We start from the raw sequence: 15,995 nt of genomic DNA, 5'->3' as shown, positions 1-15,995 counted from the left end.
CCGCGCTCAATGATTGAACAGGAACGCGGGGCTGTTGATCAAGGCCCAGGCGATATCCTGCGCGGCGGTCAGCCGCCGGAACGTGGATTGCCGGACGCTCATCTCCAGGTCTTGTCGCAGTTGGGCAAGCTTCGGGTCGAGCGGGACGGGGCGATTCGCCGCGTCGAGCTTGGCCTGGAGCTCGGCGATGCGAGGATCGGCCGGCGGGGCGACCCGGCTCTCGGCGATCGCCTGGTTCCGCTGCCGGAGTTCCGGGTCCAGCGCCCGGAAATAGGCCAGGAGGGTGGTCTTCTGCGCCTCGGTCCGGACTTCGGGGACGGTCGAGACGATCGATCGCAGCTCCTCCGAGAGTCCCAGGCCGACCGGGTGGGCGACTCGCGTGACCGAGAGTCGGAACCGGCCGAGCATGTAGGGAGCGTCGAACTGGTGGTGGAGCTTGAAGGTCAGGACGGTCCCCTTGTCGAAGCCGACGGGCTCTTTCGTCTCGAAGGTGGCCCAGTGGCCCACTCCGGTCGTGGGCGAGACGGCCCAGCCGCTGTTCGGGTCGTTGGGGTTGCCGTCGATGACCTTCGCGACCTCGAACCCGGCCTGGCTGAAGTCGGCGAGAGGGGCCTGGAAGGCGACGGGTTTCGACGATTTGGGGTCGGCCTTCGAGGTGGCGGTCAGCTCGACTTCGTTGAGGACGAAGTTGCCGTCGCTGGCTCGTCCCGGTCCCTTCTGAGGGTATCGGTCGTCGGTCAGGACCTCGAGCCGGACGCCGGTGATCCCGGTGAAATCGGTATCGGCGACGACGGTGAGGACGCCCTTTTCGTTCTTGCCGGAGACCGTGATTGAGAGGTCGGCCTCTTTCGTCAGCATCGCGCCATTTGAGGCCTGGAGCGAGCCCGGGTTGAGGGGGATCCATCGGTTCGTGGTCGACTGCGACTTCTCCCAGGCCGCGAGCTTGGCGGGGACGGTCGCCTCATAGGTCTTGAGTTCGGCCTCGAGCTTGGCGGTCTTGGTCGCCTGCAGGCGTTGGGCCTCGGCGGCCTTGGGAACTGCCTCTTTCTGATAGTCGGCCAGGGCCGCCTTGGCGGCCGTGATGGCAGCCTCGCGCTCGCGTTCGGCCTGGGGGCGCTGGAGTGCGACCTCGACCTCGCGCTTGCCGAGGGCTTCGGCGAGGCGCTTGTGGTCGTCGTCCACGGCGGCGAACGACTGCTGGCAGGCGTCGATCTCGGCCTGCGTCGCGGGACGGTTGAGGATCCTGGTGAAGAGCTCGTTGATCAGGGCCGAGTCGCTCGGCTCCCGGCGGGAGAGCTTGGCGAGCTCGTTGTTCGGGTCGGCAATCGCGTCGCCGACCGTCGGGCCACTGACGAGGGCCATGACGGGCCCGAGCTGGAGGCCGCTCGACCGTTCGCACTCGCAGGCGCTCTCGCGGACCGGCCGGCCGAAGGTGGAGAAGAAGCCGCTGGGGAGCTCGACGCCCGAGTCCGACAGCTCGGCGGCCCGGGTCCCGGCAGGGGCTCCGGGGATGTTCGACACGGCGCCCGTCACGCGATAGACGGCGTCGTAGAGGACCTCGGCGGGCAGCCGCCTCGCACTCGCGTGGGAGAAGTTGATCTTGTCGTCATCATTCCACTTGTTGGTCGACACGGCGAGCTGATAGGCCCGCGACTTGCAGATCAGTCGGATGATGTGCTGGGGGTTGAAGTCGTTGCGGATGAACTCGGCGGTGAGGTACTCGAGCAGCTCCGGGTTCGTCGCGGGGTTCCCCGCGCGGATGTCGTCGAGCGGCTCGATGATCCCCATCCCGAACAGGTAACCCCAGAGGCGGTTGACGTAGCTCTTGGCGAAGTACGGGTTGTCCTTCGAGGTGACCCAGGCCACCAACTGCTGGCGACGGGTCGCGTTCGTCGGGGTCGCGGCCGGCGTCGGGTATGGGAACTGGGGCGGGGTGAGCTTGCCGGTCCGCTCGTGCTTCATCTCGCCGGAGCCGGTGTCGTAGACCTCTTCGAAGAGCGGCTTGCCCGCCTCGACGTCGGTCGCGCCGATCTGGCGGTTGCCGCTGACCGGGTCGGCCTTCAGGCCGACCTGCGAGAAGTAGGCGGCCGTCTGGTAGTACTGGTCCTGGGTCCAGCGCTCGAACGGGTGGTCATGGCACTTGTTGCAGTTGAACCGGATGGCGAGGAAGAGCTGGGTGGTGTTCTCCATCGTCGCGGCCGGGTCGCGGAGGATCTTGAAGTACGACGCGGGCGGGTTCTTGAGATTCGAGCCGCTGGCGGTCAGGACCGACTCGACGAACTTGTTGTAGGGGACGTTGCTGGCGACCTGCTCGCGGATCCACTTGCGGAAGGCCACGGCCCCTTCGACGCCGAGGAACTTGCGGTTGACCTGGAGGAGGTCGGCCCACTTGTTCGTCCAGTATTCGACATATTCCTTATTGCCGACGAGCTGATCGACCACCGCGTCGCGCTTGACGCGGGTCTCGCGGGTGTCGGCGAGGAAGGCCCGGACCTGCTCGGCGGTCGGGGGGAGTCCGGTGAGGTCGAGGTAGACGCGGCGGAGGAACTCGACGTCGTTGCAGAGCTCGGAGGGCTGGATCCGCATCCGCTCCCACTTCGACGCGACGAGGTCGTCGATCTTGCCGTAGCTCGCGGGCTGCTTCCAGGCGAAGCCGGTGCGGTCGCCCATGACGGTGAGGGTCGTCGCGGCGTAGGCCCCCTCGAAGCGGGCCAGGATCGGGGCTTCGCCGCGTCGGATCGCCGACATCAGGCCGGAGCGGTTCGCGGTGGCGACCTCGCCGTTGCCGCTCTCGATGAACGCTTCCCGCGTGACGTCGCGGATCTCGCCGTTGGCGTAGGTCGCGAGGACCCGCATCTGCTGCTTCAGGCCGATCTTCTGGACGATCGGGTTGGCGGGGGTGAGCTCGATCTTCGTGACCTTGGGCGAATTCGAGTCGAGCGTCGCGCCCCGGGCGATCCAGTCGCGGAGCGTCTCGTAGTAGGGCTCGCCGGGGTGCATCAACTGGCCGCCGACGTGGGGGACGATGCCGGTCGGCTTGATCAGCATCAGGCTGTCATCGGGCGAGGCGAGGTTTACACGCCGGGAGGCCTGGTCGTCGGTGAGGGCCCGGACGTCGAAGATCGGGTCGTAGCCTCGGAGCGAGAGCTTGAACCCGTTCTTGCCCTGGGCGGAGCCGTGGCAGGTCCCCTGGTTGCAGCCGAGCCTCGAGAGGATCGGGTTCACGTCATGGACGTAGTCGACCCGGTAGTCGGTCGAGAGGCCGGAGACGGTCACGGGGACCTCGAGCGACTGCCCGCCGAGGCTGAAGGCGAGGACGCCTTTGCCGTCGGCCTTGGGCCGGACCAGGCCCGAGCGGGAGACGTCGACGAGCGGCTCGGAGAGCTTCGGCTCGACCATCCGGGTCACGTCGATCTGGTCGCCGTCGGCGAGCTTCGCCGTGACCTGATACTGGACGTAGGCGAAGCGGTTCGTCAGGGTGATGGCCGGAGGATTCGCCTGGAGCGAGGCGATCGAGACGCCGGCGGGGAGCGTTTCGGACTCGACGGCTTCCTCGGTCTTCGGCGCGACAGTCGCGGTCGCCTCGGCGGCGGAGGAACCGCCGTCGCCTAGGGTGACCGGGAGGAATTCTTTGACGACCGAGCCGGTCTCGGGGTTGATGAGTCGGACCTTGCCGTCGGAGCCCGCCGCGGCGAGGAGTTGGCCGTCGGGCCGGAACGCGACGGCGAAGACGCCGCTCTGGGGCAGGTCGGCCTTCGAGATCAGCTTGCTCCCGGCCTGGCTGTAGGCGGCGAGGGCCGTGTTCTCCTCGGCCGATCGCGAGGCGGTCGGCTTGGCGTAGATCGCCTTGATCTTGTCGTTGAGCGTCGTGTCGAACTCATACGAGTAGACGTGGATCTCGCCCGAGCCATCCAGGCTGCTGCCGGCGACGATCCGCTTCCCGTCGCCGCTGAACGCGACGCAGTTGACCCGGCCCTTCATCGGCTCGAACGCGCGAATCAAGTTCGCGTCGTCGCCGATCACGCGGGGGATCAGCCGAAAGATCCGGTAGAGCTTGGGAATCCCGTCCGAGCCGCCGAAGACGATCTGGTCTTCCTTCGGGTGCCGGGCAACCGACAGGATCCCTCCCTTGAGGGCCCCCGGGGTGATCGAGGTGACGTTGTCGACGAACCGTTGAGTCGCCACCTCGGTCAGCTTGGACGACATGTCGCGGCCGACCGAGACGACATTCGTCCCCTCGGCGGAGAAGGTCGTGTCGAGGACCCAGTCGGTGTGGGACCCCATGAACAGGACCTGTTCGCCGGTCTTGGCGTCGATCGCCCGGACGCTGTTGTCGCCGCAACCGAACGCGATCTTCGTCCCGTCGGGTGACCAACTCGCCCCGTAGACGGTGTCATAGGTGACGGGCACCGAGAGGGCCAGCTTCCGCTTGGCGACGTCCCAGACCTGGACCTCGCCCATCCTGCCGGGGCTTCCCCCCGTGACGGCGATCTTCGTCCCGTCCGGCGAGAACCGGAGCGACTCGATCCGGGCGGAGAGGCCGACGAGCCGGGCCACCGGCTCGGTGCCGTCGGACTTCCACAAGAGGGCTTCGTGGAACCCGGCGACCGCGAGGAGGCCGCCGTCGGGCGAGAAGTCGAGGGCCGGGATGACGGTCGGCCGGCTGTAGACCGGGGGATGATCCATGTCATAGCGGATCTTGGCCGCCGGGGGCGTGTCGTCGGTCGCCCCTTCGGCGATCCATCGGTTGATGATCTCGAGCTCGGGAGGAGTGAGCGGGGGCTTGCCCTGGGGCATCTCGGCCTTGCCGTCGTGCGGCGTGATCTGGTCGATCAGGTGGCACTCCGCAGGCCGCTTCGCCAGGATCGCGGCCTCTTTCGAGTCGCCCCCCGCCAGGAGCCGGTCGAAGCTCGTCATCACATATCCGCCGCTCGGCTTCGCGGGCTGGTGACACCCCTGGCACTGGCCCTGGAAGATCGGGCGGACCTGCTTGTAGTAGCTCACCTTCTCCGCCGGCTTCGCGGCGACATCGGCGGCGTTGGCGACCGGCGCGAGTAAAGCCAGGCCGAGGCCGAGAAGAAACGTCGTGTTGCGGATACGGGAGGTCTCGACAAGCATCTCGTTCGGCTCCTAGACGTCACTCGGCGACGCATCCGATGGCCGGAAATCAGGTGAGGACGACTTCAATCACCCGAACAAAGGCAGGCGTACCCGGTCCGCCGCAAAGATGAGGCGGGTCGGTCGCGAATCGGAGATCCCCGGGGCGGGCACGATCGTGTGGAAGATATCGAGGGCTTGGGCATGGCGGGTTTGCGCCATGTTGAACAATCATAACCGAAGCGCGCGTCATTTCCAAAGAGGGTCTCGATCTTTTTTCGCCAGCCAGCAAGATCGACCTCGACGGAACGGTCGCTGTCGTTGTGCCCGCCTCGGACTTTCGCGCGTCGTAAGTCGTTTGACGGCAGAAGCAGCTGGGCTTGCGCCGAACCCCGGTTTTTTCACAAACCGGGTTTCGGGGCCGGGCCTCAGGCGAAGAGCGAGGCGAGGGGCTCGCCATTATTGATACGCAGCGGCCGGCCGACGGGATCGAGGAGTTCTTGCGAGGGGTCGATTCCGAGGGCGTAGAGCATCGTCGCGCCGAGGTCGTCGGGGCTGACCGGGTCCCGGGCCGGGTAGGCGGCCCAGCGGTCCGAGGCGCCGTGGACGAGTCCGCCCTTGATCCCGCCGCCGGCGAGGACCGCCGAATAGCAGCGGGGCCAGTGCTCCCGACCGGCGTTGGCCCGGGTGATCCTCGGATTCCGGCCGAACTCGCCGGCCCAGACGATCAACGTGTCGTCGAGTCGTCCGCGTTCTTCGAGATCCTGGATCAAGGCGGCGAATCCCTGGTCGGCGGGGGGCATGAGCCGGTTCTTCAGGTGGTGGAAGTTCTCGCCGTGGGTATCCCAGAAGTTCTGGCCGTCGTCGTGCCAGTTCACGGTGACGAGCCCGACACCGGCTTCGACCAGGCGCCGAGCCATCAAGAGGCATTGGCCGTGGATGTGCCGGCCGTAGCGGTCGCGGGTCTTGGCGTCTTCGCGTTCGAGCTCGAACGCCCCTCGTGCCTCGGCCGAGGCGAGTGCGTCGAGGGCCCTGCCCTGGAACCCGGACCACGACCGGGGACCGGTGCCGGAGAGATCCGAGCCGGATCCCAGGCTATTGAGCAAGGAGCGGCGATCGACGAGCCGGTCGGTCGTCACCCCTTCGGGCAAGTCGAGCCCGCCGACGCGGAACCCGCTGACATTAGGGTCGCCGTCGATGCGGAAGGGGTCGAAGCCTTTGCCGAGCCATCCCCCGTGCTGGCCGGGGGCCTTGCCGCCGGGAGCGGCCGGGTGGGCGACCGTCCAGGGCATCGTGACCGCCGGGGGCATCGCCCCATTCTGCGGGTGGCAGCGCGCGACGATCGAGCCGAGGGAAGGCCAGTCGTGCGGAGACGGGCCCGCGGCGTCGGAATAGGGAGTGGGGGCGAGGTGGCCCGTGAGGAGCCGATGCGCGGTCGAGAGGTGCGCCGGGTCGTCGTGGGTCATCGAGCGGATGATCGCCAGGCGGTCGGTCAGGGCGGCGAGCTTGGGGAAGTGCTCGCTGATCCGGACGCCGGGCGTCTTCGTCGCGATCGTCCCGAACTCGCCTCGAATGTCATCGGGCGCATCCGGCTTCGGGTCCCAGGTGTCGAGCTGGCTCGGCCCGCCCCATTGGAAGATCAGGATGCAGGCCTTCGCCCGCCCGAACCCCGATGGCATGCGACCGGCCGCGACCGCCTCCTTGGCCCGGAAGAGCTGGGGCAAGCCCAGGCCGGTCATCGTCAAGGCGCCGGCCTTCAACGCCTCGCGACGGGTGCGAAGGCCCTTGCGGAACGCGCGACATCCCGTGGGGGAGGTCCCATTGGTTTCGCTCATCGTTCGAGGTTCCTCTGCCAAGACGGCATCGTTCCGGGCGGGAGGCGATGTTTAACCTTCGATCAACATCGCTACTGGAACTCTAACGCATCCTTGCTGACAAGTCCACAGGGGCTGTCGACGGGCGGGTGGGCTTGGGAAGTCGGGGAGGCTGGCTGTCGAGTTTTCGGGGGTTCTGAGCGGGGAGAGTCGGCGGAAGCTCTGGGGGCTGAGGGACGGCGTCGGCTGATGACAGGAACCCGGCCTTGAAGAAAAAGCCGGGTTTTGAAAAGGTTCGAGTCTTCAAGGATTCATCACAACGAGCACTTCGAGGGTCCTGGGGCCGTGCACCCCTTCGACCCGGTTGAGCTCGATGTCGGACGTCGCCGAGGGGCCGGATATCCAGGTAATCGGACGTCCCGGCCCTTGGGCTGAAGGGGCGAGACGACTGACGGCCTCGGGGATGAGGCCGACGACCTGGTCTTCGTGGATCACGCAGAGGTGGTAGTCGGGGACGAGCGTGATCGCGCGGCGGCCCTGGCCGGGGCCGGCGTCGAGGGCGATCGTCCCGGTCTGGGCGATGCCGAGGGCACAAGCGGTGAGGACGCCGTCGCAGGAGTCGAGCTCGGCGTTCGACGAGGCCCGATCCACGAGGATCTCGACCCCTTGAGGCTTCCAATCCTCGGGCAGGTCCGGCGGCACGACGAGGCGCTTCACGCCTCGGGAGGCGCAGGCCGTGGCGATCGCTTCGGAGAGGCCCGCCGGCTGAACACGGTGGACCACGGCCTTGTACTCCGTGACCCGCTCGATGAACTGTTCCAGCAGTGCGTCCCGACCGGCCGGGTCGGATTGCCGGTAGTGGCGTTCGACGACGACATCCGTGGGCAACTCGCTGGCGGGGACGTCCGCCAGGGCCCCTTTGATGCGACGGAGGATCTCGGCTTTGGCCTCGCTCACGACCGGGTCCTCCACCACTCTCGGAAGGTCTGGGGGGCGACGGGGTAGACGTCGCGCATCGCGGTCCAGCCGCCGAGCTGGCCGGGCAGCGACTCGATATAACCCCGGCGCAGCAGGAGCTTCTGCCCGAAGCGGCCCATCTTCTGGATCCTCTCGAACCGTTTGGGGTCGGCGAAGACGTGCGCGAGGTATTTCATCGCGAGCCCTTCCGGGTCGGGCCAATGACCGCGTTCCGGAGAGTCTTGCTTGTGTCGGACGATCTCGCCCCGGAGGTGAATGAGGACCTCGGGGATGTTGATCTTGACCGGGCAGACCTCATAACAGGCCCCGCAGAGCGAGGAGGCATACGGGAGCGACCCGGCGTTCTCGACCCCGGCCAGCAGCGGGGTCAGGATCGCACCGATCGGGCCGGGGTAGACCGAGTTATAGGCGTGGCCCCCCGTTCGCTCGTAGACCGGGCAGATATTGAGGCAGGCACTGCAGCGGATGCAGTTCAGGGTCTGGCGACCGATCGGGTCGGCCAGGACTTTCGTCCGGCCGTTGTCGAGGAGGACGAGGTGGAACTCGCTCGGGCCGTCGCCGGGGGTGACGCCGGTCCAGAACGAGGTGTAGGGGTTCATCCGCTCGCCGGTGGACGAGCGCGGGAGGAGCTGGCTGAAGACCTCGAAGTCCTGCCAGCTCGGGATGATCTTCTCGAGCCCCATGACCGAGATCAACACCTTCGGGAGGGTCAGGCACATCCGGCCGTTCCCCTCGGACTCGACGATGCAGACCGTCCCCGTCTCGGCGACGGCGAAGTTGGCGCCGCTGACGGCGACCTTGGCTTCGAGGAACTTCCTTCGCAGGTGGGTGCGGGCGACGGCGGCGAGGGCCTTGGGCTCGTCGGTCAGCCCTTTCGCCCCGAGGCGACGCTCGAATAGCTCACGGATCTCGGAGCGATTCTTGTGGATGGCCGGGACGAGGATGTGAGAGGAACGCTCGCCGGCGAGCTGGATGATGAGCTCGGCGAGGTCGGTCTCGATGGCCTCGATCCCGAGCTCGGCAAGATGCTCGTTGAGGGAGATCTCGTCGGTGGTCAATGACTTGATCTTGACGACATCTTTCGTCTCGTGACGTGTCGCGATCTCGCCGATGATCCGGTTCGCCTCGGCGGCATCCCGGGCCCAGTGGACGTGCCCCCCTGCCCGCTCGACCGAGGCCTCGAGTTGCTCGAGGTAGGTCCCGAGGTGGCGGAGGGTCCGCTCCTTGATCGCTCGCCCAGCCTCGCGGAGCTCCTGCCAGTCGGGGAGCTCGGAGACGACCGCCGCGCGCTTGCCTCGGATCGTCTGGGTCGCCTTCCCCATGTTGCGCCGGAGCTGGGTGTTGCCCAGGGCGATCCGCGCGGCGTCCTCGAACCGGACGGCCGGCTTCGTGGGAATCGGCTCGTAGGTCATCGGACCTCCTCTTCGGTGGATGCGAGGATCTCGGCGAGGTGGATCGCCCCGACGCCGGTCCGCTGGCGATGGAGCGCCCCGCCGATGTGCATCAGGCAGGAGTTGTCGGCCGAGGCGCAGTATTCGGCCTTGGTCTCGAGGACGCAGCGGAGCTTCGAGCCGAGCATCGCCATCGAGGTATCCGAATTCTTGACCGCGAACGTCCCACCGAACCCGCAGCATTCCTCGGATTGGGGCAGCTCGACGAGGTCGATCCCCCGGACGGCGCGGAGGAGCTTGAGCGGGGCGTCGCCCACCTTGAGCATCCGCAGCGAGTGGCAGGTCGGGTGGTACGTGACCCTGTGCGGGTAATACGCGCCGACGTCTTCGAGGCCCAGGCGGTTGACCAGGAACTCGGAGAGCTCGTAGACCCGAGGGGTGACGGCCCGGACTTCCTCGGCGAGCGCCTCGTCGCCGGCCAGTTCGGCCGCCCTGGGGTAGAGGTCGCGGATCATGCCCACGCAGGAGGCGGAGGGGGAGACGACGGCCTCGGCGTCCTTGAAGACTTTGAGGAAGTTCCGGACCAGGGGGATCGCCTCGCGCTGGTAGCCGGTGTTGAAGTGCATCTGCCCGCAGCAGGTCTGCTCGAGCGGGAAGTCGACCTCGTGGCCGAGTCGCTCCAAAAGCCGCACGACCGCGCGGCCCGTCTGCGGAAAGAGCGTGTCGTTGAAGCACGTGATGAACAGGGAGACCCGCATTCTCGCTCGACTCCGCGACTCCGATCCCGGCCTTTGAATTCGGGGACGCCCGGCCGCTCGGGGATCATCCGGCAAGCTTCGCGGGCACGTCCGCAAGGATGATACTCGAATTCGGGCCGGGGCGTCAGTCTCGGATGTCGATTCCGAGGTCGGCGCGATCTGGCGTTCAGGCATCGCGGTGGCCGCGGTTCGCAGTCTCATTCCTCAGACGGCGAGGGGCGTGTGGCGCAGGGAGTTTCCCCTCGCCTCCGGTCGTGTCACAACGTCGGCGATCTCTAAAGGGACACTCAAGTCTTGGTGAGTGGAGATGGGACCCCCGTCCTCCGCTCGGGTCGCCGGGTCGTGTCGGGATTGGATGGACCGCAGCACCGGGGCGTTCGCCGACCGGGTGCCACGGTCGGGTGTCATGTTAGCCGAACCCGTCCGGGCCCGAGCAGGGTTCGTCGGTCGGTGCCGTGAATGGTTTCGGAGAGGGCCCGTCTCGGGAAGATATTTGAACCCGACCTTGGGCGCGATCGTAGAATAGCCTGTAGGTCGAAGGGTCTTCGAGGCACGCTCGGGAGACGACCATCGTGAATACGGTGCAGGCCTACGTCGAGAAGTACGGCCCCGTCCACGGCCCCAAGCTGTATCGGATCATGACACGGCTGGCGTCCGATGACGGGAGCAAATACAAGCGTCGTCACTTGATCGAAACCCTGACGGGGAGGCCCTATCGGCCTCGCCGGGCCTCGGGAGCGTGAGGCGGATTTATCCGCTCTCGGTCGTCACTCGCGTTCTGTCGTAGGGACGACCCGGCGACTGAGGACGTCCCGGCCTGGTTGGCCGGATGACATTCCTCTTCGCAAAACCTTGCGGCCTCAGAAAGGGGGTCGCCCATGCGTATCGAACGGATTGCCCATCAGTCGGCGTGGTGGTTTGCCCTTTTGCTCGGTCAGGCCTCGGCGATCCTTGGCCTGATGATCGGCCTCGGCTGGACGTTAGCCTTCGGCCTGATCCTTTCGTCGAGGTTGGGTGTCGGCACCGCCGGAGTGACGTATACCCTGCCGTTCGGCCCGCCGTTGATCGGCATGGCGATCGGTGCCTTGGCCCTGATGATTGCCCGGTGGAGCAGCGAGCCGATCTCGCGATTCGCCATCGCGGGCCTGGTTTTCAACGCCATCCCGCTTGCCTTGGCGATCGCCCTCGTCCTATTCTAACCGACGTCGAATCAGTCTCTGGGGTCCACGGGGCCGGCCCGCCGCAAGGCGAGCCGGCCTCGTGTGTTTTCCCCCCTGTGATCTCCGTCCTCCGTCTCCTGTCGTGGCCAGACCAATCCTCCCGCGAAATAAACGACCCCCGGGAGGCGGGGCACTCCTGCCCCGCACCCCGAGACAATGCCGCTCAGTCTTATTCACGACTCTCTGTCGCGACGTCGACGTCAGGGCGATTCAGACTTCGTCAGGAGCTTATTCGCCCCGAGCCACTCCTCCAGTCGGTCCATGAAATGATCGGCCCCGCCGCCTTTGTTCACAAAACCATGCGCACCCATCTGAAACACGTGCAGTTCCGCCGGACCTTTGGCCTTCCGGTAGGCCGAGAACAGGTCAACAGTCCGGACGACCGAACCGGCGTCGTCGGCCGCGACCGCCAGGAAGAGCGGGGGCGCGGGGCTCGGAATCTCGTTGACTGCCCGGGCTCCATAGACGATCGCCGCGAAATTCGGGCGTGAATCCGCGGGGCCGAAGAGGGCATCGGACGTGACCATGCCGCCCGCCGAGAACCCGATCATCCCGACCCGCTCGGGTCGATACCCGAATTCGCCGGCCTTCCCTCGGACGAGCGACACGGCCTTCCGCCCATCCTCGCCCGCCATCTTGACGACTTCTTCGCGCCCTGGGGCGCCCGGACCGTTGTGCGTGAGCCGATACTTCAAGACGAAGGCGTCGATGCCCATCGCGTTGAGTCTCTTTGCGATATCCGCCCCCTCGTAGCTCATCATCAGGGCCCGGAATCCGCCCCCAGGCGCGACGACCATGGCCGCGCCGACGGCCTTGCCCTTCTCGGCCGGGTAGTGGAGCAGCACCGGCCGTACGACGTCGGTAATGATCGGCAGGCCCTTCGGCGAGGTGGTGAGTTTCTCCTCCCAATCCCACGTCTCCGACCCCGGTGCGGTCCCTTGGTAGAGCGGGATCTCGGCGGGCATCGCCGCGGCGAGTGATTGGGCACTCGTCGGCATGCCCCAGGTCGACGCGATCACGGCGACCGACCCGCAGATCGTTCGAAATCGATTCATCGTCGTCTCCTCATCGGCTCGACCCGCGCCGCCTGGAAAGAGTCCGGGCGGACCGCCCGCATCATATCAGAGGCGCTTTCAGAAAGACTGGGTCTCCCGCCGACACATGGACAGCCGGATTGACTTCATCTGTACGTCATGCCTATATTCGGCTATGCGGATAAAGAATCAAACGTCCGATACCTTGGGTGACTCGGTCGAACTCTTCAAGGCGTTCGCCGATCCGGTCCGCCTGCGGCTTTTGAACCTGCTGTCCGCCGGCGAGGTTTGCGTCTGCCACCTGCACGAGGCCCTGGAGTTGCCTCAATCGACGGTCTCCCGGCACCTGGCCTACCTGCGGAAGCGCGGGCTGGTCATCGGCCGGAAGGACGGTCTGTGGGTGCATTACCGCCTGGCCAAGCCGGCGGGTGAGCTGCCTCGCAAGCTTCTCGACTGCCTGGGCGGCTGTTGCGGCGAGGTGGTCGAACGCGACCGGCAACGGCTCGCCCTCCGCAGTTGCTGTGGGGAATGAGCGTCGCCGAACTTCCAGCGAGCCAACCTCAGGCGAGGAATAGCCGCGGATGGAGGTCAGAAGTTTATTAGCCAGGGATGAAACACGGATGGAACACGGATAGGACGAAGAAAGAGAACGGTCAACAGATGACGCAAATTGGCACAGATGATTCATTGAAAATTTTGAAATTTTATTGAATTTCTAATTCGCGTTCATCTGTTGACGAAATTCCCTGATCTTTCAATTTGTCCGTAAAACTTTGCCCCTGTCGGTTGCGGATACTGCCTCGAGGTTCGGTCGTTGTGTTTTTTTGGACCCATGTATCCGCTTGGACGGATATAGGTAGGCGTTTTGAACACGGCCTCAATGAGGGGGAGGATCTACGGTGATGTCGGTTTCTCTGCTCGCGGTCCTGACGTTGGCGGCGGCTCCCGAGAGCGATCCGGGGCCGCTGGTGAGGGCCCTGTGGCTGGTGCAGCGATACGGGACGGCGGAGGCCGTCGATCCGGCCAACGATCAACGGCTCAAAGTGGCCTTGTTCAAGGCCCTCGGCAAGGAAGGAGAGCTGACACAACCCGAACTGGGAGGATGGATGAAACCGGAGACATTTGAACAACTCGCAGGAGACGACTCTCGCCTCGACTCGGCGGAGATTCGGAGCGTGACGAATGTCGTGCCGGAAAGCCGCGGGCGGCTGTTGCCCTCGGTGCGAGGGCACGCTGACCGGCTCACCACGTCGTTCGACATGGTCGATGTCGAACATCGGCTAGCGGGGCGAACGCTGGCCGATTGGATCGCCGAGCATTACAGGCCGGGCCAGCCTTTGCACATCACCGTCGTCTGCACCGGCAATTCCCGGCGGAGCATCCTCGGGGCGACGATGGGAAACGTCGCGGCCGCCTATTACGGGATGCCGGAGGTTCGCTTCCATAGCGGCGGCACCGCTCCCACGGCCTTCAACGGGCGCACCGTGGAGGCTTTGAAAGCGATCGGAGTCGAAATCGAGCCGACGGGCAAAGACGCACCCCGCGGCGATCAGCAGACGGCGAATCCGATCTATCGCGTCCGCTGGGGCACCCCGTCCGCTGCCGAGCCGACCTATGAATCGATCGAGTACTCCAAGCACTACGACGATCCGGCCAATCCCCAGCGGGGCTTCGCCGCCCTGATGGTGTGCAGCGAGGCCGACTCCGGCTGTCCCATCGTCAAGGGGGCGACGTTGCGGGTGTCGATGCCCTACCTCGACCCGAAGATCTTCGACGACGGGGCGTACGAGGCGGCCAAATACGCCGAACGGCGAGACGACATGGGCCGGCTGATGCTGGCGGTCATGATGCAGGCCCGCCAGCGACTGGCCGCGATGGACACTTCGGTCGAAGGGGGTAGGTAACGGCATGGAGGCCCGCGTCAAACGCCTGTCCTGTCTCGATCGCTACCTGACGCTGTGGATCGGCCTGGCGATGGGGCTCGGAATCGGGCTGGGAGTCTTCCTCCCTGGCCTGGCCGAGGCTATCACCCGACTGTCGGTGGGGACGACATCGATTCCGATCGCGGCCGGGCTGATCCTCATGATGTATCCGCCCCTGGCCAAGGTGAAGTACGAAGAGCTGGGAGAGGTCTTCCGCAACACGCGGGTGCTCGGCCTGTCGCTCGTCCAGAACTGGGTCATCGGGCCGCTACTGATGTTCGGCCTGGCCCTGGCGTTCCTGGCCGACGCGCCGGAGTACGCCATCGGCTTGATCCTGATCGGCCTGGCCCGTTGCATCGCGATGGTGATCGTCTGGAACGAGCTCGCCGAGGGCGATACCGAGTATGCCGCGGGCCTCGTCGCGTTCAACTCGATGTTCCAGGTGTTCTTCTATTCGGCCTATGCCTATCTCTTCATCAAACTGTTGCCGCCGCTGTTCGGCGTCCGGTTCGGCAGTGTCGATCTCTCGGCGATCACCGTGGGGGCGATCGCTCGGAGTGTGCTGATCTACCTGGGCCTTCCGTTCCTCGCCGGGATGGTGACGCGATATGTGCTCCTGCGAGCACGCGGCCGGGAATGGTACGAAGGCCGATTCCTCCCCCGCATCAGCCCGCTGACGCTGGTGGCGTTGCTCTTCACCATCGTCGTCATGTTCTCGCTCAAGGGCGGATACATCCTCCGCAACCCGCTCGACGTCGTGCGGATTGCCGTGCCGCTGCTCATCTATTTCGTGGCGATGTTCCTCATCTCGTTCTGGATGGGCCGCAAACTCGGGGCGGATTACGCCCGGACGGCCACGCTCGCCTTCACGGCGGCGAGCAACAATTTCGAGCTGGCGATCGCCGTGGCTGTGGCGGTCTTCGGCATCGATTCGGGGGCCGCCTTCGCGGCCGTGATCGGCCCGCTCGTGGAAGTGCCTGTGATGATCGGCCTGGTGAACGTCGCCTTCCTTCTGAAACGTAAGTATTTCCGCTCGGCATGAGTGCGATGCTAGGTCAGTCTGGGTGGCGTTGGTCCTGTGAGAGAGGATTCACCACAAAGGACACAAAGAATATCAAGAAAGCAATCGTTGGAGTTTATTTGTCGTCTTTTCCTTTGCGCCTTTGGAATAAATCCTCCCCGTCTTCCGTCATGGCCTCTTGGCGAGGGCCTTGGCAACTTCGGCTCGGACGGCGTCCACGCGCATCCCTCGGGCGACGATCTTGCCGTTGGGGTCGACGAGGACGCAGGTCGGGAGGGCTCGAATGCCGAAGGCGCTTTGGGGCGGCCCGGACCGCCACGCCGTAGAGCCAGGCGTCGAACGAGCCGAACCGGTGGACGGTCCCAGCCTTCCTGGCCAGCACGAGGAAGACCGCCTGGAAGGCGTCCTCCGCGTCGGCCGAGTTCGGGAGCATCCGCTTGCAGACCCGCAGCACCATTGCTCCGTGCCGTTGCACCAACGCCGCGAAGGCGTCTTCTCGGTCGTCCCCGTCGCCGTCCAGGAATCGTTCGATCAACTGGGTATCCGTCAGGCCACCCACCGCCCCGAGGGCATACAGGGTTCGGACCTGTCGGAGGGCCTGATTTCCGGACTCATGGACCATCGGAGCGACTCCGGGGACGTTCAACCTGCGTCTCTACCGTGGATCTGCCACCGACGGGCGGGCGCGTCCCGAAATCTGGAAAAACAGGCGATGCCGCCGGGATCCCACAGGCCCGAGGTGCAGGGAGGGGCACAGCGG

The 15,995-nt window shown here is 65.9% G+C and carries 12 protein-coding genes; 5 read left to right on the top strand and 7 right to left on the bottom strand.

Translation table 11 applies throughout. The features are described 5' to 3' along the window. Positions 1–6 precede the first annotated feature (6 nt). The 5 genes from ACYOEI_RS02305 to ACYOEI_RS02285 form a co-directional block, all read right to left on the bottom strand. Positions 7–5,118 carry a DUF1549 domain-containing protein gene (locus ACYOEI_RS02305; protein ID WP_462847646.1) on the bottom strand — a complete coding sequence of 1,704 codons (5,112 nt, stop codon included), beginning with the start codon at positions 5,116–5,118 and terminating at the stop codon, positions 7–9. A 407-nt stretch (positions 5,119–5,525) separates the two neighbouring features. Then, positions 5,526–6,932, bottom strand: a complete 1,407-nt coding sequence (locus ACYOEI_RS02300; protein WP_462847645.1) for a DUF1501 domain-containing protein — start codon at positions 6,930–6,932, stop codon at positions 5,526–5,528. Positions 6,933–7,214: 282 nt separating this feature from the next. After that, complete coding sequence (locus tag ACYOEI_RS02295) at positions 7,215–7,868, bottom strand: LutC/YkgG family protein (RefSeq protein ID WP_462847644.1); 654 nt, start codon at positions 7,866–7,868, stop codon at positions 7,215–7,217. Beyond that, a complete protein-coding gene (locus tag ACYOEI_RS02290) occupies positions 7,865–9,301 on the bottom strand; it encodes a LutB/LldF family L-lactate oxidation iron-sulfur protein (RefSeq protein WP_462847643.1) in 1,437 nt (478 codons plus the stop codon). Before ACYOEI_RS02290 ends, ACYOEI_RS02295 begins: the two co-directional genes overlap by 4 nt. After that, positions 9,298–10,038: a (Fe-S)-binding protein gene (locus ACYOEI_RS02285; protein WP_462847642.1), complete on the bottom strand. Its 741-nt coding sequence runs from the start codon at positions 10,036–10,038 to the stop codon at positions 9,298–9,300. The genes ACYOEI_RS02290 and ACYOEI_RS02285 overlap by 4 nt, the downstream gene beginning before the upstream one ends. Before the next feature lie 572 nt (positions 10,039–10,610). Here ACYOEI_RS02285 and ACYOEI_RS02280 point away from each other — a divergent pair. Both ACYOEI_RS02280 and ACYOEI_RS02275 read left to right on the top strand, forming a co-directional pair. After that, complete coding sequence (locus ACYOEI_RS02280) at positions 10,611–10,781, top strand: hypothetical protein (protein WP_462847641.1); 171 nt, start codon at positions 10,611–10,613, stop codon at positions 10,779–10,781. Between the two features lie 135 nt (positions 10,782–10,916). After that, positions 10,917–11,237 (top strand): hypothetical protein, encoded by a 321-nt coding sequence (locus ACYOEI_RS02275; protein WP_462847640.1) that lies wholly within the window; start codon positions 10,917–10,919, stop codon positions 11,235–11,237. A 221-nt stretch (positions 11,238–11,458) separates the two neighbouring features. Here ACYOEI_RS02275 and ACYOEI_RS02270 read toward each other — a convergent pair whose 3' ends face one another. After that, positions 11,459–12,313 carry an alpha/beta hydrolase gene (locus ACYOEI_RS02270; RefSeq protein ID WP_462847639.1) on the bottom strand — a complete coding sequence of 285 codons (855 nt, stop codon included), beginning with the start codon at positions 12,311–12,313 and terminating at the stop codon, positions 11,459–11,461. Positions 12,314–12,497: 184 nt separating this feature from the next. On the opposite strand from ACYOEI_RS02270, the gene ACYOEI_RS02265 reads away from it, so the two are divergent. The 3 genes from ACYOEI_RS02265 (at position 12,498) to arsB (ending at position 15,256) form a co-directional block, all read left to right on the top strand. Beyond that, the gene (locus tag ACYOEI_RS02265; RefSeq protein ID WP_462847638.1) at positions 12,498–12,824 is read left to right on the top strand and encodes an ArsR/SmtB family transcription factor; all 327 of its coding nucleotides are present in this window, start codon (positions 12,498–12,500) and stop codon (positions 12,822–12,824) included. 370 nt (positions 12,825–13,194) lie between these two features. After that, positions 13,195–14,196, top strand: coding sequence for a low molecular weight phosphatase family protein (locus tag ACYOEI_RS02260; RefSeq protein ID WP_462847637.1), 1,002 nt, complete (start codon positions 13,195–13,197; stop codon positions 14,194–14,196). Between the two features lie 4 nt (positions 14,197–14,200). After that, entirely contained in the window at positions 14,201–15,256 is a 1,056-nt protein-coding gene (gene arsB, locus ACYOEI_RS02255) for an ACR3 family arsenite efflux transporter (RefSeq protein ID WP_462847636.1), read from the top strand. Between the two features lie 94 nt (positions 15,257–15,350). Here the strand turns inward: arsB and ACYOEI_RS02250 are convergent, their stop codons facing one another. Beyond that, the gene (locus tag ACYOEI_RS02250; protein ID WP_462847635.1) at positions 15,351–15,857 is read right to left on the bottom strand and encodes an RNA polymerase sigma factor; all 507 of its coding nucleotides are present in this window, start codon (positions 15,855–15,857) and stop codon (positions 15,351–15,353) included. Positions 15,858–15,995: the final 138 nt, after the last annotated feature.

It is taken from the genome of Singulisphaera rosea (assembly GCF_054877945.1).
Note: the sequence above shows the minus strand (reverse complement) of the source record. Positions and strands in the feature narration are given on the sequence as shown.